At 68.7% G+C, this 20,271-nt stretch carries 11 protein-coding genes; 6 read left to right on the forward strand and 5 right to left on the reverse strand.

Annotation, left to right across the window (positions count from 1 at the left end; translation table 11 throughout):
• Positions 1 to 66: 66 nt before the first annotated feature.
• Positions 67 to 1,710: a phosphoglucomutase (alpha-D-glucose-1,6-bisphosphate-dependent) gene (pgm, locus tag ACWXWW_RS17060; protein ID WP_455971139.1), complete on the reverse strand. Its 1,644-nt coding sequence runs from the start codon at positions 1,708 to 1,710 to the stop codon at positions 67 to 69.
• A gap of 81 nt (positions 1,711 to 1,791) precedes the next feature.
• On the opposite strand from pgm, the gene pheA reads away from it, so the two are divergent.
• Entirely contained in the window at positions 1,792 to 2,760 is a 969-nt protein-coding gene (pheA, locus tag ACWXWW_RS17065) for a prephenate dehydratase (protein WP_282979023.1), read from the forward strand.
• Between the two features lie 306 nt (positions 2,761 to 3,066).
• Here the strand turns inward: pheA and ACWXWW_RS17070 are convergent, their stop codons facing one another.
• Positions 3,067 to 4,119: an LLM class flavin-dependent oxidoreductase gene (locus ACWXWW_RS17070; protein ID WP_455971141.1), complete on the reverse strand. Its 1,053-nt coding sequence runs from the start codon at positions 4,117 to 4,119 to the stop codon at positions 3,067 to 3,069.
• 251 nt (positions 4,120 to 4,370) lie between these two features.
• On the opposite strand from ACWXWW_RS17070, the gene ACWXWW_RS17075 reads away from it, so the two are divergent.
• Complete coding sequence (locus ACWXWW_RS17075; protein ID WP_455971142.1) at positions 4,371 to 6,572, forward strand: collagen-binding domain-containing protein; 2,202 nt, start codon at positions 4,371 to 4,373, stop codon at positions 6,570 to 6,572.
• A gap of 68 nt (positions 6,573 to 6,640) precedes the next feature.
• Here the strand turns inward: ACWXWW_RS17075 and ACWXWW_RS17080 are convergent, their stop codons facing one another.
• Positions 6,641 to 8,728, reverse strand: a complete 2,088-nt coding sequence (locus ACWXWW_RS17080) for an acyltransferase family protein (protein WP_455971144.1) — start codon at positions 8,726 to 8,728, stop codon at positions 6,641 to 6,643.
• A 95-nt stretch (positions 8,729 to 8,823) separates the two neighbouring features.
• Here ACWXWW_RS17080 and ACWXWW_RS17085 point away from each other — a divergent pair, with 95 nt between their 5' ends.
• Positions 8,824 to 10,596 carry a cation:proton antiporter gene (locus ACWXWW_RS17085; protein WP_271173159.1) on the forward strand — a complete coding sequence of 591 codons (1,773 nt, stop codon included), beginning with the start codon at positions 8,824 to 8,826 and terminating at the stop codon, positions 10,594 to 10,596.
• 71 nt (positions 10,597 to 10,667) lie between these two features.
• Here the strand turns inward: ACWXWW_RS17085 and ACWXWW_RS17090 are convergent, their stop codons facing one another.
• A complete protein-coding gene (locus tag ACWXWW_RS17090) occupies positions 10,668 to 12,062 on the reverse strand; it encodes a dicarboxylate/amino acid:cation symporter (RefSeq protein WP_455971146.1) in 1,395 nt (464 codons plus the stop codon).
• A gap of 143 nt (positions 12,063 to 12,205) precedes the next feature.
• The gene (locus ACWXWW_RS17095) at positions 12,206 to 12,481 is read right to left on the reverse strand and encodes a helix-turn-helix domain-containing protein (RefSeq protein ID WP_271173157.1); all 276 of its coding nucleotides are present in this window, start codon (positions 12,479 to 12,481) and stop codon (positions 12,206 to 12,208) included.
• A gap of 152 nt (positions 12,482 to 12,633) precedes the next feature.
• On the opposite strand from ACWXWW_RS17095, the gene ACWXWW_RS17100 reads away from it, so the two are divergent.
• Genes ACWXWW_RS17100 through ACWXWW_RS17110 form a run of 3 tightly spaced genes read left to right on the forward strand, consistent with a single transcriptional unit; the run spans position 12,634 to position 20,164 of the window.
• Positions 12,634 to 14,775, forward strand: a complete 2,142-nt coding sequence (locus ACWXWW_RS17100) for a site-specific DNA-methyltransferase (RefSeq protein ID WP_455971148.1) — start codon at positions 12,634 to 12,636, stop codon at positions 14,773 to 14,775.
• Positions 14,772 to 17,378 carry a DEAD/DEAH box helicase gene (locus tag ACWXWW_RS17105; RefSeq protein ID WP_455971150.1) on the forward strand — a complete coding sequence of 869 codons (2,607 nt, stop codon included), beginning with the start codon at positions 14,772 to 14,774 and terminating at the stop codon, positions 17,376 to 17,378. The genes ACWXWW_RS17100 and ACWXWW_RS17105 overlap by 4 nt, the downstream gene beginning before the upstream one ends.
• Positions 17,375 to 20,164, forward strand: coding sequence for an ATP-dependent helicase (locus tag ACWXWW_RS17110; RefSeq protein WP_455971152.1), 2,790 nt, complete (start codon positions 17,375 to 17,377; stop codon positions 20,162 to 20,164). The genes ACWXWW_RS17105 and ACWXWW_RS17110 overlap by 4 nt, the downstream gene beginning before the upstream one ends.
• Positions 20,165 to 20,271: the final 107 nt, after the last annotated feature.

Raw genomic sequence — 20,271 nt, forward strand, 5'->3', positions numbered from 1 at the left:
ACGACGGCCCGCCCCGATCGGGGCGGGCCGTCGTCGCGTGCGCGCGGGCCGTCGTTGCGCGGTGCCTCAGCCGCCGAGGGCCGCGGTCACGACCGCGCGCGCCTCCTCCTGCACCTGGCGGAGGTGCTCCTCGCCCTTGAGCGACTCGGCGTAGAGCTTGTAGACGTCCTCGGTGCCCGACGGGCGGGCGGCGAACCACGCGTGCTCCGTCTGCACCTTGAGGCCGCCGATCGCCGCGTCGTTGCCCGGAGCGTGCGAGAGCTTGGCCGTGATCGGCTCGCCCGCCAGCTCGGACGCCGACACGTCGTCGGGGGAGAGCGCCTTGAGGGCGGACTTCTGCTCGGGGGTGGCCGGGGCGTCGACGCGCTGGTAGGCCGACGAGCCGTACTCGGCCTCGAGCTCCGCGTAGCGCTGCGAGGGCGTCTTGCCCGTGACGGCGAGGATCTCGGCCGCGAGCAGGCACAGGAGGATGCCGTCCTTGTCGGTCGTCCAGACCGAGCCGTCCATGCGGAGGAACGACGCGCCCGCCGACTCCTCGCCGCCGAACGCGACCGAGCCGTCGAGGAGGCCCGGGACGAACCACTTGAAGCCGACGGGCACCTCGAGCAGGCGACGCCCGAGCGCCGCGGTCACCTTGTCGATCATCATCGACGAGACGAGCGTCTTGCCGACGGCCGCGTCCGGCGACCATCCGGGACGATGCGAGAACAGGTAGTCGATCGCGACGGCGAGGTAGTGGTTGGGGTTCATGAGCCCCGCGTCGGGCGTGACGATGCCGTGCCGATCGGCATCGGCGTCGTTGCCCGTGAGGATGTCGTACTCGTCGCGACGTGCGACGAGCGAGGCCATGGCCGACGGCGACGACGGATCCATCCGGATCTTCTCGTCCCAGTCGAGCGTCATGAACTTCCAGGTCGGGTCGACGTCGGGGTTCACGACGGTGAGGTCGAGGCCGTGCATCTCGGCGATGAGCGCCCAGTACTCGACGGACGCGCCGCCGAGCGGGTCGGCGCCGATGCGGACGCCGGCCTTGCGGATGGCCTCGACGTCGATGATCGTCGAGAGGTCGCGCACGTACGCCTCGCGGAAGTCGTACTGGCCGAGCGAGTCGAGGTCGATGTCGGCGTGCTTGACGCGCTTGACGGCGTCGAGGCCGCTCGCGATGAGCGCGTTCGCCCGGTCGGCGATCCAGCCGGTCGCATCGGTGTCGGCGGGGCCGCCGTGCGGCGGGTTGTACTTGAAGCCGCCGTCGGCCGGCGGGTTGTGGCTCGGCGTCACGACGATGCCGTCGGCGCGGCCCGGGTCGTCGGCAGCGCGGCCGCGGTTGTGCGCGAGGATGGCGTGGCTGAGCGCGGGGGTCGGCACCCACGAGTCGCGCGCGTCGACGCGCACGTCGACGCCGTTCGCGACGAGCACCTCGATCGCGCTCCGCTCGGCGGGCAGCGACAGGCCGTGGGTGTCGCGCCCGAGGAAGAGCGGGCCGGCGATGCCCTGCTCGTTGCGGTAGTCGACGATCGCCTGGGTCGTCGCGAGGATGTGGTTCTCGTTGAAGCTCGTCGAGAGGCTCGAGCCGCGATGACCGCTCGTGCCGAACGCGACCTGCTGCGCGGGGATCGAGGGATCGGGTGCGCGGTCGTAGTAGGCGGAGATCAGCTCATCGACGTCGATGAGGTCGGATGCTTCAGCGGGGAGTCCGGCACGGCTCGTCATAGGGCAAGTCTGCCCCGTCGAGGCCCTCCGTGCACAGTTCTTCGTCTCGGAGTCGTCGCAGAGCCGTCTAGGCTGATCGTCATGTCGACGGATGCCCCGGAACGCCGGACGTACAGCTATCTGGGGCCTGCCGGCACCTTCACCGAGGCCGCGCTCGCGCAGGTCCCCGAGGCGCGCGGCCAGATCTGGCGCCCGGTGAGCAACGTCGGGCAGGCGCTCGCCGACGTCGTGTCGGGGCGCAGCGACGCCGCCATGATCGCGATCGAGAACTCGATCGAGGGCGGCGTCTCGAGCGCGCAGGACGCACTCGCGACCATCCCCGGGCTCCGGATCGTCGGCGAGTACCTCGTCCCCGTGCGCTTCTGGCTCGTCGCGCATCCCGGGGCGTCTCTCGACGACATCCGCGCGCAGAAGCCGGTCGGCGTCGCGGGCCATCCGGTCGCCTACGCGCAGTGCCTCGGATGGCTGGCCGAGAACATCCCCGATCACGAGCACGTCGTCGCGTCGAGCAATGTGGCGAGCGCCGTGGGGATGCTCGACGGCTCGCTGCCCGCGCAGGTCGCGATCGTCGCGCCGGGCGTCGCCGAGCACCACGACGTCGAGGTGCTCGCGAAGGACATCGGCGACAACCCCGAGGCCGTCACGCGCTTCGTGCTCGTCACGCGCACGGTCGCGCCGGCCGCGCCCACCGGAGCCGACAAGACGTCGCTCGTCGCCGAACTGCCGAAGGACGAGCCCGGCGCCCTGCTCGAGCTGCTCGAGCAGTTCTCGACACGCGGGATCAACCTGAGCCTGCTCGAGTCGCGCCCGATCGGCGACGCCCTCGGGCGGTACCGCTTCGTCATCGACGCCGACGGGCACGTGTTCGACGAGCGGATGGCCGACGCGCTGATGGGCCTGCGGCGCTTCAGCCCGAACGTGGTGTTCCTCGGCTCGTACCCGCGCGCCGATCGCCAGGTCGTCCATTACCCGCAGCGCTATGGGGACGAGGCGTTCGTCGAGGCGCGCGACTGGCTCCGCGGCCTCCTCGCCGGCGAGCCCGAGGCGTAGCCCCCGTTCTCGGCCGTCCGGATCGTTCGGGGCTGTTGGGGTCGTTGGGGCTGGCCGTTCAGGTCGTCGGGGCTGGCTGTCCGGGTCGCGGTTTGCGGCCTTCCGGGGCCTCTGGAGGACGGTTTCTGCGACCTGGGCGGATGGGCCGTCGGGGCTGGCTGTCCGGGTCGCAGTTTGCGGCCTCCCGGGGCCTCTGGGGGACGGTTTGTGCGACCTGGGCGGATGGTCGGCTGCCCGGGTCGCGGTTTGCGGCCTTCCCGGGCCTCCGGGGGACGGCTTCTGCGACCTGGGCGGGTGGGCGACCGTTCAGGCCAGCGCGGCAGCGAGCAGCTCGACCGTCTGGAGGCGACCGGGCGCCGCGTCCAGCGGGTCGGCGTCGTACGACCCGGCGGCGGGCGAGATCATGATCTCGTCGACACCGTGCTGAGCCGCGAACGCGCGCAGCTCGGCGGCCACGGTGTCGGGCGTGCCGACGAACCAGCGCGAGCGTGACTGCTGGATGAACGACTCCTCGAGCGCATCGGATGGCGCCGCGAGCGCCTCGTCGATCGTCTCGATCGGGCGCATGGGCTTGTTCGTGCGGAGGCGTGCGAACTGGCGCAGCTGGGGGAGTGCGCGCCGCTCGGCCTCCTCCGGCGTTTCCGCGACGACGACGTTGGCCGTGACGAACGACTTCGGTGCGTCCAGCCACGCGCTCGGCTTGAACTGGCTGCGGTAGAGGGCCATCGCGCGCTCGAGTCCGTCGCCCGCGAAGTGGTTGGCGAAGACGTAGGGCAGTCCGAAGCTCGCGGCCAGCTGCGCGGAGTAGTCGCTCGAGCCGAGCAGCCACACCTCCGGAGCGCCGGTCGCGGCCGGCGTCGCGTGCACGGCGTACTCGCCGCCCGACGTGAAGCGCACGGTCGCGCCCTCCGGGCTCATGATCGCGAGGATGTCGGTCACATGATCGGGGAACCGCTCCGCCTCGCTCGTCGTGCCCGAGCGGCGCAGGAGCTGCGTGATGACCGGGTCGCTGCCCGGTGCGCGGCCGAGGCCGAGGTCGATGCGCCCGGGAGCGAGCGCCTCGAGGGCCGCGAACTGCTCGGCGACGATGAGCGGCGCATGGTTCGGCAGCATGACGCCGCCCGACCCGATGCGGATGCGCGCAGTGCGCGCGGCCGCCGCCGCGATGAGCACGGGCGGCGTGGTCGACGCGACCGCGGGCATGTTGTGGTGCTCCGCGAACCAGTACCTGCGGTAGCCGAGCTCATCGGCGCGCTGCGCCATCTGCAGGGAGGCGGCGATGGCCTGGGAGCTGGACTGCCCCGTGCGGACCGAGACGAGATCGAGGATGGACAGAGCGGGAGCGGGTGCGTCGGACATCGCTCGAAGCAACCGCGCCGCGGGCGAGCGTATTCCTCCGCACGCCGAGAACCGCCGTGCTGCCCACGGCGCCGCGCACGCTGAGAGCGCTCACATGGAGCGCCTGCTAGCGTTGCGCCCGGTCGAGGAAACCGTCTGGGGCGGTCGACCGAGCCGGTATGGGTCTGGGGAGGGCCACACGTGGCGGTCCCTGCGATCCGCCGTCCTTCTCGGATTCTGCCTGCGCAGAAACAGTTCTGGGGAGGACTCATATGGGGAACAGCCCTGCCGGCGCGCCGCGTCGGCTCATCGCGGCCGGAGCCATCTCGGCTCTCGTGGCCTTCGGAGGGGCGGCTGTCGCCGCACCCGCCAACGCGGCCGTCGAGTACATCAACCCGTTCGAGGGGAGCGGTGCGTTCACGATCTACGCCCACCGCGACGCGTCTCTCGGGAACGGGGAGCTCGAAGGCTCGATCGCCGTCGGCGGCACGCTGTCGACGACCAGGGACAACTACCCCCTGATCCACCAGGCAGCGGGCCAGTCCACGTACACGGTGCCCGTCATCGACGGCGAACCGGTGCGCTTGCTCGCGGGCTCGTACGTCGGCGGCGCGGGCCGAGGGGTAGCTGTCACCAACCGGGGGTCGGTCGACGGGACGCCCGAGAGCGAGGCGATTGCGAAGCTCGTCGATACGTCGAACCTCACCGCAGCGCCGCGCGGCAGCGACTGGACGCGCCTCACGACAGACAGCGACGCCATCCTCGACCTCGAGAAGCTGCCCTACTCGTCGGTCGCGCTCGCCGCTGTCGAGACCGAGCAGGCATCCGTCGCCGCCTATCTCGACGTGCCCTCGTACGGCGCGGCCGCTGCTTGCATGGCCGACACTTATGAGACCGACCGCGTCAATCACGTCGACCCGAACGTGCAGGGTGGGATGGCGTACCCGACCGGCTTCGCCGCCGACCGTCCGAATGTCATCGATTACGAGGACATCGAAGGCCTCATCGTCAAGCGCGACGGTTTCGCGGGCTACGAGCCGACCGCGCAGGCACCCCTGGTCGTCCGCGTCGCGCCGAGCACGACGACGATCGGCCCGATCAACATCGAGGGATGGAACGACCAGGCACGATCGTCGTACATCCTCATCGACGCGTCATCGGTCACGGGGCAGCTGATCATCGACGGACTCGAGTACGGAGCGGTCTTCGCCCCGAATGCGGACGTCACGTTCACGGGCAGTCGCACGCACAACGGTCAGTGGGTCACCGGATCGTTCACGTCGCAGGGCGGCGGCGAACTGCATCACTATCTTTTCCAGGGGCAGATCCCGTGCGAGTCGGGGCCCGGGACGGACGCCGATGCGGACACGACGGCGGCTGCGGATGCTTCCGCGGCTGCGGATGTCGATGCTGATGCGGATGTCGATGCTGACGCGGATGTCGACGCTGACGCCGATGCGGATGCGTCTTCGGGTGCGGACAATGACGCAGGCGCGACGGCGGATGCCGATGCCGCCGCGGGCTCGGATCTCGACGCGGATGCGGACGTGGAGGCCTCAGCGGACGCGGATGCGTCTTCGGGTGCGGACGTTGATGCAGACCTGACGGCGGATGCCGATGCCGCCGCGGGGGCGGATGTCGACGCTGGTGCGACAGCAGACGCAGATGCGTCTTCAGGTGCGGACGTTGACGCTGAAGGGGCGCCGGACGTCGAGGCGGATGCGACGGCGGATGCCGATGCCGCCGCGGGGGCGGATGCCGGTGCTTCCGCGACGTCGGATGTCGATGCTTCCGCGGCTGCGGATGTTGACGCTGAAGCGACGTCGGATGTCGATGCGACGTCGGAGGTCGACGCCGCGTCGGACGTCGACGCAACGGCGGACACGCAGGCTGAAGCCACTGCTGACACGGGTGCGGACACGGATGCCGGTGCGACCGCTGACGCGAACGCCACAGCGGACGCAGGCACCCATGCGAACGCGAACGCGAACGCGGATGCGGGCAGCGACGGCGGCGCAAACGCCGGGACGAATGCGACGTCGGATGTCGATGCGACGGCGTCTGCGGACGCTGATGCGACGGCCGAGGCGGACGCTGATGCGGCGGCAGGGACGGGCGCGACCGCCGATGCGGCTGCGGCAACGGGAGCGAATGCGACCGCCGACACCGACGCAACGGCGGACGCGGGAACTCACACCGACGCGCACACCGACGCGAACGCGGGCGCGGCCGTTGACACGGCGGCAGGCACGACGGTCGACGCAGATGCGACAGCGGACAGCGGCGCGCGCGCGGATGCCTTCGCGTCGGCCGCGGCCGATGCCGCAGCCGATTCAGGTGTCAGCGACTCCGACGGCGGTGCGCTCACCCCGACCGGAGCGGACATCGCTCCGAGCGCGGCGGCGCTCGCCGTCGCGCTGCTGCTCGGCGGCGCCGCGATCATCGCCCTGCGTCGTCGCACGAACAGGGTCTGATTCAGCAGACCGGACGCTCGTTCAGGATGCCGCGCCCGCCTCGGGCGCGGCATCCTCTCGTTCCCGCCCTACAGCCCCCAGTCGTCCGCGACGCGCGGGGCGATGTGGCGGACCCAGGGCGTCGACAGGTGGCTGTCGTCCTCGTAGACCGGGTACTCGTCGATGACGAGCGGGCAGCGTCCGTCGAGGCAGGCGTACCCGACGACGTCGATGTACTCGGCGCCGACGTCGGCAGCCTCCACGGCGGCCTTCGTGAGGGCGTTGCTGTCGTACTCGAGACCGCCCGGCGCCGAGATGCACGAGGCCTGCGTGGCGCCGGGTGCGGTCAGGCACTCGGCAGGGCCGGGGCGCGTGGGCACGTCGCCGAGCACGCGGATGTCATCGGTCACGCCGGCGAGCTCGGCGACCGACGCCTCGACCGCGGCGGACCACTGGTCGCGCGCGCTCACCCCGCCGCGGCCGTCCTGTAGGAAGAGCATGCCGCGCGCGGTCGTGAAGATCGTGTCGGGTCGCAGCTCGGTGAGCTCCGCGCTCGTCCAGCTGCGGAAGGCGTCGCACTCCTCCTGCGTCATCGCCTTGGCCGCCTGGTAGACGGGGTAGTGCGCGCAGGCGAGCTTGGCGAACATCCGCACCTGGTAGCCGCGCTCGCGGCCGATCTCGTCGAACGCCGGCAGCCACATCGCCGCGTGCGAGTCGCCGACGAGGGCGATGACCCGGTCGGCGTTCTCGTCGCCGAAGACGCACTCGGGGGCGCTCGTCTGGCTATCCGTCGCGAAGCATCCCTCGCCGACCGCACCCCAGTTGTCCTTCGTGAGCGCCGAGCCGTCGATGGACGGAGGGATGGGCGCGCCCTCGTCGGCGAGGCGGAGTGCGGTCTCCAGCTCCCACGCCACGTCGGGGGTGCCGCCGAGCTGGGTGAAGCCGCTCGTCTCGCCGCTCTCGAACCACGCGGCCGCCGCGCGGTCCGCCGCCTGGTCGCGGTAGTCGGCGAGAGCCGTCGCCGCGAGCGCGCCGACGAGCACGACGGCGACGGAGGCGGGCCAGAGAGCGAGCGCGCGTCGCCCCTGCGAGATGAACGGGATGCGCCGGTGATGGAACGGCACCTCGACGAGGTGGTAGCTGACGGCCGAGAGAGCGACGGCGACGCCCACCGCGAGCGCGCCCGACGCGAGGGGCGGCGTGCCGTCGGGAAGGATGGCCGGCACGAGCAGGATCGCCGGCCAGTGCCAGAGGTAGAGCGAGAACGACACATCGCCGATCCATCGCAGGGGGCGCAGCGACAGCAGGCGTCCGACGAGGCAGCGCGGACCCGAGGCGAGCAGCAGCACGGTGCCGATCGTCGGCACGAGGGCCTGCCATCCCGGGAACGCCGAGCCGGCGTCGAACGCGACGGCCGCGACGGCGATGAGGATGGCGCCGAGCAGGCTCGTGAGGGCGCGCCACGGTGCGCGGAGGGTGGCGGGCAGCACGCACGCGAGCAGAGCGCCCGCGGCGAGCTCGTACGCGCGAGCCGGGGTGTTGAAGTAGGCCGCCGCGGGGGAGGAGGCCGTGTAGAGGAGCGACCAGGCGAGCGAGCCCGCGAACACCGCGGCCGCCGCGATGGTGAACGCCCGCCGCGACAGACGCGTGAGGACGAGCATCGCGAGCAGCGGCCAGACGATGTAGAACTGCTCCTCGACCGCGAGCGACCAGTAGTGCTGCAGGAGCGACGGCTCGCTCGAGGAGAAGTAGTCCGTGCCCTGCGCCGCGAGGTGCGCGTTTGCGAGGAAGACCGCCGACCACCGCGCGTCTGACGTCGTCTGCTCGACCTGCGTCGTGGGCAGGAGTGCGGCCGCGGCCGCGAGCACCGCGAGGATGACGACGGTCGCCGCGGGGAGGATGCGCCGCGCGCGCCGCACATAGAAGTCGGCGATGCTGATCCGACCCGTGCGCTCGTGCTCGCGCAGGAGAAGGCCCGTGATGAGGTAGCCCGAGATCACGAAGAACACGTCGACGCCGATGAAGCCGCCGTCGAGGCGCGGCACGCCCGCGTGCGCGAGGACGACGAACCCGACCGCGATCGCGCGGAGCCCCTGGATGTCGGTGCGCCAGGTGCCGCGCCGCGCGGGCTGGCCGGTCGCGGGCACGCGCGTGTCGGGGGCGGCTGTCGTCTGCATCGCGAGAGACCATACGACGTCGAGCCGAGGAAGTCCGGCAAGCGCGGGCCGGCTGTGCCCGGGGTGTTCGCACGCGGGGAGATAGCCTCGGGAGTATGGGCGTCGAGGTGTTCGTGATTCTCGTCTGTTCCGTCGCGGTCGCGGCTTTCGCCCGATGGCGAGGATGGCCGGCGCCGCTGGTCGTGACCGCGGTCGCGCTCGCGGCCTCGCTGCTGCCGTTCGTGCCGACGGTCGAGATCGACGGTCACCTGCTGCTCAACCTCACCCTGCCGCCGCTGCTCTACTCGGCCGCGCTCGAGGTCTCGTTCGTGAGCTTCAAGCGATCGCTTCCGCACATCCGCCGTCTCGGCGTCGGCCTCGTCGTCGTGACGGCTGCGGCCGTCGGTCTCGTGGCGTGGCTCATCATGCCCGAGCTCACGATCGCGGGCGCGCTGCTGCTCGGCGCGATCGTCGGGCCGCCCGACGCCGTGTCGGCGGCCGCGATCGCTCGGAAGCTCGGGCTGCCGCGCCGCGTGATGACCGTGATGTCGGGCGAGAGCCTCATCAACGACGCGACGTCGCTCACGCTCGTGCGCGTCTTCGCGGCCATCGTCGCGGGAGCGACCGTGACGGTGTGGGATGGCGTCGTCGAGTTCGCGCTCGCGGTGGTCGTCGGCGTCGCGGTCGGCCTCGTGTTCGGCATCGTGCTGCACCAGCTGCGCCTGCGGATCAGCGACCCGGTCGTGACGGGGACCGTCGGCCTCCTCGTGCCGTTCGGCGCCTACGCGGTCGCCGAGCAGCTGCACGGATCGGGCGTCCTCGCGGTCGTCGCGATGGGGCTGTACGTCGGCTTCAACGCGCCGAAGACGCGGTATGTCACGCGGCAGCAGGATGGCCCGCTGTGGTCGTCGATGGACTTCCTCCTCGAGAGCTTCGTCTTCGCGTACATCGGCCTCCAGCTGCCCGACGTCGTGCGCGAGCTGGGCGGCGTCTCGGGCGTGCAGACGCTCGTGCTCGCGCTCGCCGTGCTCGTCGTGGTCCTGCTCGTGCGCCCGGTGTTCGTGTACGCGAGCTATGCGTGGGGTCAGATGTGGCAGCGGCTGCGCCTGCTGCGGTGGAAGCACGCGGCCGAGGAGTTCCGCGCGAACCCCGACAGCCCGCGGGCGCGGATGGTCCGCAGGCAGCGCGAGCGCCTCGAGCGGCACGGGCGCCCCGTGACCGAGAAGACCATCCGCCAGCGGATCATCGAGCCCCCGATGTCGGTGCAGGAGCGGGCGGTCGTCTCGTGGGCCGGCATGCGCGGCGTCGTGACCCTCGCGATGGCGGCGGCCCTGCCCGACCTCACCGAGGGCGGGATGTCGCACGGGAACGTCGAGGTGCTCATCGTGTGCGCGTTCGTCGTCACGGTCGGGACGCTGCTGCTGCAGGGCCTCACGCTCGCGCCGCTGATCAAGGCGCTCGGCGTGAACGCCGACGCCGAGCGCGCCGCGGATGCCCGCCAGCTCGAGGCCATCCGCCGGCGCAGCGCCGAGGCCGGGCGCGAGTACCTGCGCGTCAAGCAGCAGGAGTGGGCGGAGCTGTACGGCGAGGACTCGATCGACAAGTTCAACAAGGTCGCCCGGTCGCTGCTGCGGGTCGAGAAGAACGCCGACAAGGCCGAGCGGGCGCTCGAGCGCGCGGAGGGGGCGCCGCCGATCCTCAAGCGCCCCAGCTATGAGAGCGTGCGCGACCTGTCGAAGGGGTGGCTCGAGGTGCGCCGCCAGGTGCTGCTCGAGGAGCGCGATCGCGGCAACCTCAGCGAGGAGGTCATGCGCGAGCTGATCACCGCCATGGACGCCGAGGAGCTCGCGCTCGACACCCGCGGGAACCTGCGGCCGCCGACCCGCTGAGGCGCGACCATCCGAGGACGACGAAGGCGGCCATCCGATCGGATGGCCGCCTTCGTGCGGAGATCAGGTGATCAGGCCTTGGCGCCGACGGGCTCGGCGTCCTCGCGCTCGGACTCGTCGATGAACGGCAGGCCCGCGCGCTCGGCGTCGTAGAGCTCCTCGTCGAGGATGCCCTCGCGCTTCGCGACGATCGCGGGGACGAGCGCCTGGCCCGCGACGTTGACCGCCGTGCGGCCCATGTCGAGGATCGGGTCGATCGCGAGCAGCAGGCCGACGCCCTCGAGGGGCAGGCCGAGCGTCGAGAGCGTCAGCGTGAGCATGACGGTCGCGCCGGTCGTGCCCGCGGTCGCGGCGGATCCGACCACCGAGACCACGACGATGAGCAGGTACTGGATCAGGGTGAGCTGGATGTCGAAGAACTGCGCGACGAAGATCGCGGCGATCGCGGGGTAGATCGCGGCGCAGCCATCCATCTTCGTGGTGGAGCCGAACGGGACGGCGAACGATGCGTACTCGCGCGGGACGCCGAAGTTGCGCTCCGCGACGCGCTGCGTGAGCGGCAGCGTGCCGATCGACGAGCGGCTGACGAAGCCGAGCTGGACGGCCGGCCACACGCCCGTGAAGAACTGCTTGATCGAGAGGCCGTGCGTCTTCACGAGGATCGGGTAGACAACGAAGAGGACGAGGGCGAGGCCGATGTAGATCGCGAGGGCGAACCATGCGAGCGACGTCAGGCGCTCCCAGCCGTACTCGATGACCGCGTTGCCGATGAGGCCGAGCGTGCCGATCGGGGCGATGCGGATGATCCACCACACGACGCGCTGGATGACCTTCAGGAGCGACTCGGTGAAGACGAGGAACGGCTCGGCCTTGCGGCCGGCGCGCAGCGCGGCGGCGCCGACGACAGCGGCGACCACGATGATCTGCAGGATGTTGAAGTTGACGCTCGAGGTGAGAGCGCCGTCCTCGGCGGCGTACGTCGAGACGCTCAGACCGAGGAAGTTCTGCGGGATGAGGCCGAGGAGGAAGTCCCACCACGAGCCGACGCGTGACGGCTCGGAGGTCTCCAGTCCCGCGCCCGCGCGGTTGCCCGGCTGGAGGAGGAGGCCGAGGCCGATGCCGATGACCACGGCGATGAAGGCCGTGATGGCGAACCAGAGGATGGTCTGGCCCGCGAGGCGCGCGGCGTTCTGCACGCGACGCAGGTTGGAGATGCTCGCGACGATCGCCGTGAAGACGAGCGGCACGACGGCGGTGCGCAGGATCGTGACGTACGAGCTGCCGATCGTGTCGAGGGTCGCGGCGAGCGGGTTCGGCTCGCCGTCTGCGCTCGCGCCGATCGAGCGGCCGACGAGGCCGAGCACGATGCCGACGACGAGGGCGGCGATGATCTGGAAGCCGAACGAGGTGTAGAAGGGGCGCTTCGCCTTGACGGGGCGCGCCGACGCGGTGCTGCTGCTGCTCATGATCTCCTGTGGCGGCGGGGATCTCCCACCCGGCACGAGGGTCTACTTTAAATCCGCCTGAATAGGTGAAGGGCCGATGAGGCGCAGGAAGTCGTCACGTGACGACATGTGTCGGGGACGGTGGATGGCGCGGGGCGCGACGGTCAGACCGCGCTGCGGCGGGCGTCTGACCTCGGGGTCGTGAACATCTCCGGAGTGAGTCCGTCGATGAGGTCGCCCGGCTCGACGCCGAGGGCCGCCGCGATGCGCACGAGCGAGTGGATGTTCATCATCGACCGGCCGCTCTCGTAGCTGCGGATGTTCGACGAGTCGATGTTCGCCTCGACGGCCAGCTGGTCCTGCGTCTTCGTCTGCCGCCGGCGGATCTCGGCGATGCGCTCGCCCACGTAGGCGGCTGCAGCGGAGGACACGCGGGGCACCAGACAAGCGTTGTCGGCACCGGCCGGAGGTACCAGGGTGAAAAGTACCGGGCGCTAGTACCCTAGGCTCTCGATGTGACGTGTGTTCGACGGCAGGTTGGCGGGGATCTGGCGAGGACTTCTCGCTCGGGCGACGTGCTGAAGGAGGGGTCGTGGCGCGCATCCACGAGCTGATCAAGCAGCTGCGCGCGTCGCACCCCGAGCTCGGCGCAGAGATCGCGCGCGAGGTTGAAGTGCTCTCGCAGCGGCGCGCATTCGGGTTGAACTTCGAACGCCACACACCAGAGGCTGTCGAGCTTCCGGGCCGTCGTGTGCGCGTTGGCGACACCGTGCGCGTGCTGCCGCCCCGGGGTCGGATGCCGAGTTCGGCCGACCAGCGCCTCTGGAAGGTTCGCTCGATCGAAGGCGCGGGTGAAAATCGCGTCGCTCACCTTGAGACTCAGTCCGCCACTGGTGATTCCGAGTCGACGGTGAACGCGGTCGCAGACCTCGTCGTCATCACGGAGTTCCGGCAGCCGATCTACCCAGGCCTCGAGTCAACCGGGAAGGTCGAGCGTGGCGGAGACAAGCCGTACCACGCGGTGATCAACGCCGAGAACTACCACGCGCTCCAGGCGCTGCTCTTCACTCATCGAGGTGCAGTCGACGCGATCTACATCGACCCGCCGTATAACACGGGTGCCCGGGATTGGAAGTACAACAACGATTACGTCGAGGGCGACGACATGTACCGCCACTCGAAGTGGCTCGCGTTCATGGAGCGGCGCCTGTTGCTCGCGAAGGAACTGCTGAATCCCGAGGACTCGGTGCTCATCGTGACGATCGATGAGAAGGAGTATCTGCGGTTGGGGTTGCTGCTGGAGCGCACGTTCCCAGCGTTCAAAATCCAGATGGTCTCCTCCGTGATCAATCCGCGGGGCGTTGTGCGTGCGAACGAATTCTCACGGAGCAATGAGTTCATATTCTTCGTGTGGGCGCCGGGTTCGGTCCTGCAAGCGCCGGGCAGGTCTGAATCTCGCGGTGAGCCGGTTGCCTGGGAAACGATGCGCCGACGCAGCCTCGCAGGTAGGCGTGGAAACAGGGGGCCCGGGGCTTGCGGTCCGAATCAGTTCTTTCCAATCCATGTCAACCCGACCACGGGGCACATCGTCGGGCGAGGCGATCCACTGCCGGTCGATTTCCCTGTCGACTCGTATGTACCGCCCTCTGGGACCGTGGCTGTCTTTCCGGCGCGGGATGACGGAACCGAGATGAATTGGAGTCTGACTGACGTGGCCTTCGATCTTCGATGGCGTGAGGGTTTCGTCCGCGCGGGCAAGGCGACTCCTGAGAAGCCGCAGAAGTACCTGATTCAATACGTGCTCGGCGGTGTGATCGAAGACATTCGTGAGGGACGTGCACGAGTCATCGGTCGGCGTGCGGACGGCTCGGTCATCGCAGAGTACGTCGAAGAGAAGACTCTGATGCCGCACACCCAGTGGGACGTTCCTTCGCACAACGCACAGGAGAACGGCACAGGATTGCTTCGTCGCGTTCTTCCCGACCGCCGGTTCCCATACGCGAAATCCTTGTACGCGGTCGAGGACGCGTTGCGGCTCTTCATCGCTCACAAGCCAAACGCCACGGTCGTTGACTTCTTCGCAGGGTCTGGCACGACCGCACATGCGGTCATGAGACTTAACAGACGCGACGGCGGGTCGCGCACTTCCATCAGCATCACGAACAATGAGGTCGGCGCGTCCGAACAGCAGACGTTCCGTGCAGAGGGCCTGCGTCCCGGTGACCCTGACTGGGAGAAGTGGGGCATCTGCGACTACGTCACGAAGCCGCGCGTGAAAGCCGCGATCACCGGCAAGACGCCTGACGGTGAGCCCATCAAGGGTGACTACAAGTTCAACGACGAATTCCCGATGGCGGACGGACTCGAGGAGAACGTGGAGTTCTTCACGCTCACGTACGAGACGCCGATGCGGGTGCAGTCGCACCGCGAGTTCGCGCGCATAGCGCCGCTGCTGTGGTTGCGCGCGGGCTCTCGTGGCCGGCGCATTGAGAACCTGTCTGAGGGATGGGACGTCGCCGAGGCGTACGGCGTGCTCGCGGATATCGACAAGTCTGACGCCTTCGTTCAGGCGATGGCCGCGAACCCCGGAGCGCGTCTCGCGTTCATCGTGACCGACGAGGACCGCTTCTTCGAAGCGATCGCTCATGCGCTGCCCGAGGGGGTCGAGACGGTGCGCCTCTACGACTCATACCTGCGCAACTTCGAGATCGATGCGATGCGAGGCGTTCGATGAGGTTCACGCTCAAGGACTACCAGCACGATGCTGTCGTGCAGACGCTCGACAACCTCCGGCGTGCGCGCACTCTGTACCACCGCGACGGTATGGAGACGTCGTTCGCGCTGACTGCGACGACCGGCGCCGGCAAGACCGTCATGGCCGCCGCCGCCATCGAGGCGCTGTTCTACGGCGACTCCGAACTCGAGTTCGAGCCCGATCCGGGCGCGGTCGTCATTTGGTTCTCGGATGACCCGAACCTCAACGAGCAGACCAAGCGGCGTCTCGTCCAGGCATCGGAGAAGCTCAGCTACGACCGCCTGGTCACGGTGAAGCCGCCGTTCTCGCTGCCAACACTCGAGAGCCAGCACGTGTACTTCCTCAACACGCAGAGGCTGTCGAGGACGTCGCTCCTGACCCGAGGTGCAGAACGGGCGATGGAAGCGGAGGCGGCGGGCGACGCGCTCGTCGCTCCGCCCGACGATCTCGCCTGGAACATCTGGGAGACGCTCGCCAACACCATCGATGACGAGGGCCTCACGGTCTACCTCGTTCTCGACGAGGCTCACCGCGGATTCACCACGCGGACCTCCCGGGACAAGTCGACGATCGTGCGTCGCCTCATCAGCGGCGAGATGACCGGCCACGCGCTGCCCGTCGTGTGGGGGATATCGGCGACCATCGATCGCTTCACGGACGCGATGAAGGAGGCGTCCGTAGGCGACGGTCGCACGACGCTTCCGCCCGTCACGGTCGACCCGGTCCGAGTCCAGCGGTCCGGTCTCATCAAAGACACCATCGCCCTGGACATCCCCGCCGAGTCGGGGAACCTCGAGACGGCGCTCACGACGCGCGCGGCGCGCAAGCTCAAGGACGCGACGCGGCGCTGGGGGAAGTACCTGGCGGAGCAGAAGAGCCTGCCCGGCGAGACCTCGACCGACAAGGTCGTGCCGCTCATGGTGCTCCAGATCCCGAACACCGAAGACCCCGACGCTGTCGGGCTCTGGCTCGACACGATCCAGGCGGAGCTGGGCGACATCACATCGATAAATGTCCGCCACGTTCTCGGTGAGCATCGGACCCACACCTTCGGTGCCTGGGAGGTCGAGTGGATCGAGCCTCAGCGGGTGCAGGACGAGACGGATGTGCGCATTCTCGTCGCGAAGGACGGCATCTCGACGGGCTGGGACTGCCCGCGCGCCGAGGTGCTCGTGTCGTTCCGGCCGGCGAAGGACCATACGCACATCACCCAGCTGCTCGGACGCATGGTGCGAACCCCGCTTGCGCGTCGCATCCCCGGTGAGGATCGGCTCAACGCAGTGGACTGCATCCTTCCGCACTTCGACCGAACCACCGCGGGCAACGTCGCGAAGTACCTCACCGGGCTCACAGACGCGATGCCGTCCACAGGGCAGAAGGTGCTGCTCGACGGTCGCGACCTCGTGCCGAACGCCCAGATTCCCGAGGAAGTCTGGGATTGCTGGGACGCGCTCCCGACGATGGCGCTCCCACGTCGAGGGGCGCGTCCCGTGAAGCAGCTCGTGAGCCTTGCTCAGGCTCTCGCCGCCGACGGTCTGCTCCCCGGTGCCGTGGCGTCGGCGAAGCGACAGATGCACACCACCCTCGAGGCGTTGGCGGCGCGCTACGACGGCCAGCTGCGCACCGCGGAGATCGAGGTGCGCACGGTCAGAGGCATGACGATCGCGGGGCGCTTCGGCACCAAGAAGCTGTCCTACACGGACTTCACCGAGCATGCCGACGAGCGCGCCATCCGCGTCGCCTTCGAAGCGGCGAAGCGCGCATTCGGCGCGGATGTCGCTCAGTCGTACATCGACTTCCTCGCGGACCCCGAGATCGACGACAGCGACGAGACGCTCCGCGCCGCCTACGTCAAGGCTGCGGCGCTGGCGACCGTGTCGAGCGTTCGGGAGAAGGTCGATGAGGCGGCCAAGGAGATCGTCACCGAGTGGTTCCATGAGCATCGGGTGGCGATCCGCGGGCTCGCGGACGAGCGGCGTGAGAGCTATGAGGAGATCCGCGCGCAGGCCGTCGAGCCGCAGCTGACGCAGCTCACCCGGCCGAAGTCCCGTATGGAGGACTTCGCCGAGACGGTGGACGGGCAGATCCGCCCCGCGGAGACGATCGACAAGCATCTGATGTCGGATGCCGACGGCCGGTTCCCGCTCACGACCTTGAACGGGTGGGAGCGCACGGTCGCCCGCAAGGAGGCAGCCCGTCCTGACTGCGTCGGCTGGTACCGCAACCCTTCGGTCACGCGACCGGACGCGCTGGGTATCGCCTATCGGGATGTCGCAGGCAACTGGCGCACGCTGCACCCCGATTTCCTCGTCTTCACGCGCGTGAATGGTGAGATCCGTCCATCCATCGTGGACCCCCACGGCACGCACCTCGAGGACTCGATCATCAAGCTCCAGGGGCTGGCGAGGTTCGCGGAGCGTCACGGCGACGTATTCCACCGCATCGACTCCCTGGGGACCGCTGCATCATCGGGCGAGCTCAGGGTGCTCGACATGCTCGATCCGGCCGTTCGCGAGGCGGTGCTCGAGGCGAAGGGAAACGCGAACGACCTGTTCGGCGCAGTAGGGGGGAAGTACGCATGAGCACGATGAATTTCACTCCGCATCAGCAGGCGGCGATAGACGACGTCGAGAGCACGCTTCAGCTGATCGCCTGCGCTGGCTCGGGCAAGACGCAGGTGCTCGCTCAGCGGATTGCTCGCATCCTCGCGCAACCCGGGATCCGTCCGGCGAATGTCATCGCGTTCACCTTCACGGAGAGGGCAGCGGCCGAACTGAAGGAGCGTGTGCACAGCGTCGTGCACGCAGAGCTCGGGGACGTCGTAGGGCTCGCAGAGATGTACATCGGCACGATGCACGGGTACTGTCTCGATCTTCTGCAGACGTACGTGCCCGATAAGTTCAAGTACGGCGTGCTCACGGATGTGACGCAGCAGCTGCTCATCGATCGCGAGAGCAAGAACTCCGGCCTGACGACCTGCACCAAGCTGGTCCAGGGTACCGAGAGCCCCCTCAAGAGGTACGTCGACACGCGCACGTACAAGACGGCGCTCTCGATCCTCCAGGAGGATGAGGTCGACTTCGCGCAGGTGCGCCCCTCCGTCGTCAGCAGCCTGGCCTCGTATCGAGACCTGCTGAAGCAGCGGCGCTACTTCGACTACACGTCGATGATGGTGGAGGCGGTCGAGTTCCTGACTCGGGTCGAGGAGGCGAGCGGGGCGCTGACGACACCGGAGCAGGCGCTTCGTGACCACATCCGCGACCAGGTCCGATACGTCATCGTCGACGAGTACCAGGACGTCAACCCGATTCAGGAGCGTCTCGTCCGTCGTCTTGTCCACTACGGCGCGAATCTCTGCGTCGTCGGCGATGACGACCAGACGATCTACCAGTGGCGCGGTTCCGAGGTCACGAACATCATCGACTTCGCGGGCCGCTATGCCGACGTGAAGACGATCGAGCTCGCAGAGAACTTCAGGTCGACGAAGGGCATCGTCGAGCTCGGGCGCTCGGTCGCGGAGCGGTTGGACTCGAGCGAGCGACTCTCGAAGAAGATGGTCCACGCCTCGCACCAGGAATGGGAGCGCGGTGACATGCTGGCGCTCCAGTTCGGCGACGCGGACGAGGAAGCCGAGTGGATCGCTGGGCGGATCCAGGATCTTCAGGGAGTGCCCTTCCTCGACAAGCCTGGCGCGGAACCGCGAGGGCTCTCGTGGTCGGACTGCGCGGTGCTCTACCGCTCGGTGAAGGACGCAGACGCGCTCGTCAGCGCCCTGAAGCGTCGGAAGATCCCGTTCATCATCAAAGGACTGGCGCGCCTTTTCGACGCACCCGAGATCTCCGCGTGCGCCGGGCTGTTCCACTACATGCTCGGAAGGATCACCGAAGCGCAGCTTCGAGAGCTCTGGGAGAGCGCCGCGCTCATCCCGGATCCGGCGCGCTGGCAGGCACTGCTCGAGGTCCTCGACGACGGCGCTGACTTCGGCAAGAGCGATCGCTGGGGAACCTACAACATCCAGCGCCTGTTCCTGCGAGCCCTCGAGGCGCTCGACCTTCACGAGAAGTCGATCCCGGGAGACGATCGCCGCAGGGAACTCGCGATGTACCTGCTGGGCAAGTTCTCACAGGTCATCTCCGACTTCGAGACGATCCACTTCTCGTCGTCGCCCGAGCGAAAGTACGACTCGTTCCTCGGGTTCCTCACGCACCACGCGCCGACCGTCTACGAGGAGTCTGACGAGGACAGCGGATACGTCCGCCCCGACGCCGTCGTGATCTCCACCGTTCATCGCGCGAAGGGGCTGCAATGGCCTGCCGTCTTCGTGCCTTACCTGCGACAGGGACGGTTCCCGATGCGGGGCGCGGGCGGCACCCAGGCGATTCCGCACATCATCGCGGCAGAAGCGGTCGCCAACGGCGGGCGCTACAAGGGCGGGATCTCGGACGAGACACGACTCTTCTACGTGGCTGTCACGCGCGCGCAGAAGTTCCTCTACGCCACGTACGCTCCGGGGGAGAAGAAGGGGTACGGGAAAGCATCTCCGTTCTACCTGCACTGCACGTCGTCGGCCTGGGTGTCCACGACCGACGAGGGACTCCCGGACGTGCCGCGGCTTCAGCCCACGCCGAAGCTCGAGACGCCGAACATCGCGATCTCCTTCTCTGAGCTGAAGTACCTCTTCGACTGCCCATACCAGTTCAAACTGCGCTTCATGTACGGCTTCAACCCGCCGATCGACGAGGCACTCGGCTACGGCAAGGGGCTGCACGACGTTCTCGCTGAGATGCACAAGCGCGCACTGTCGGGTGACGTTCCCCGCAGGGAGGAAGCGGAGGAGCTCGTCGATCGGCATCTGCACACTCCGTACGCGTACCCCAGCCTGCGTGAACAGCTCAGACGTGCCGCGGTCGACGCGGTCGAGCGGTACTTCGATAGGCATGGCGCCGACCTGACTCGCACCATCCACTCCGAGAAGCAGATCGAAGTCGCAATCGCCCCCGGAGTCACCGTGAACGGCCGCATCGACCTGATCAAGTCGCTGGAGACCGACGAGACGGCGATCGTCGACTTCAAGTCCACCGCGAGGGCCCAGGAGGAGAACGTCACTCGTGACCAGCTCTCGATCTACGCACTGGGGTACGAGGAACTCACCGGAGGTCCCGCGGATCGCATCCAGATCCTCAACCTCGACGACCAGGGGAAGAGCACGAATGACCCCGTGGACTCCTCGCTCGTGGCGGGGATCCGGGCGAAAGTCGCAGCGGTGGCCGACGACATCCGTGCGAACAGCTTCGTCTGCGATCACGACCACTCGAGCGAGGCCGCGTTCAACGATCTGGTGTGGCTGACCACGGGTGGGAGGGCGTGAACTCCCGCTGAAGCGGGCCTCGGCCCGGGACTAGGACGTGTTGCTAAATCCATTGCAGAGCGGCGGAGAGGCAGAGTCCTGCCGCGTATGACCGGGCGGTCTTGTCG

It is taken from the genome of Microbacterium sp. KNMS (genome assembly GCF_053851835.1).

What these genes read in the sequence shown, in the direction of transcription:
- pgm (WP_455971139.1), bottom strand. Translation starts at nt 1,710, where the DNA reads ATGACGAGCCGTGCCGGACTCCCCGCTGAAGCATCCGACCTCATCGAC.
- pheA (WP_282979023.1), top strand. Translation starts at nt 1,792, where the DNA reads ATGTCGACGGATGCCCCGGAACGCCGGACGTACAGCTATCTGGGGCCT.
- ACWXWW_RS17070 (WP_455971141.1), bottom strand. Translation starts at nt 4,119, where the DNA reads ATGTCCGACGCACCCGCTCCCGCTCTGTCCATCCTCGATCTCGTCTCG.
- ACWXWW_RS17075 (WP_455971142.1), top strand. Translation starts at nt 4,371, where the DNA reads ATGGGGAACAGCCCTGCCGGCGCGCCGCGTCGGCTCATCGCGGCCGGA.
- ACWXWW_RS17080 (WP_455971144.1), bottom strand. Translation starts at nt 8,728, where the DNA reads ATGCAGACGACAGCCGCCCCCGACACGCGCGTGCCCGCGACCGGCCAG.
- ACWXWW_RS17085 (WP_271173159.1), top strand. Translation starts at nt 8,824, where the DNA reads ATGGGCGTCGAGGTGTTCGTGATTCTCGTCTGTTCCGTCGCGGTCGCG.
- ACWXWW_RS17090 (WP_455971146.1), bottom strand. Translation starts at nt 12,062, where the DNA reads ATGAGCAGCAGCAGCACCGCGTCGGCGCGCCCCGTCAAGGCGAAGCGC.
- ACWXWW_RS17105 (WP_455971150.1), top strand. Translation starts at nt 14,772, where the DNA reads ATGAGGTTCACGCTCAAGGACTACCAGCACGATGCTGTCGTGCAGACG.
- ACWXWW_RS17110 (WP_455971152.1), top strand. Translation starts at nt 17,375, where the DNA reads ATGAGCACGATGAATTTCACTCCGCATCAGCAGGCGGCGATAGACGAC.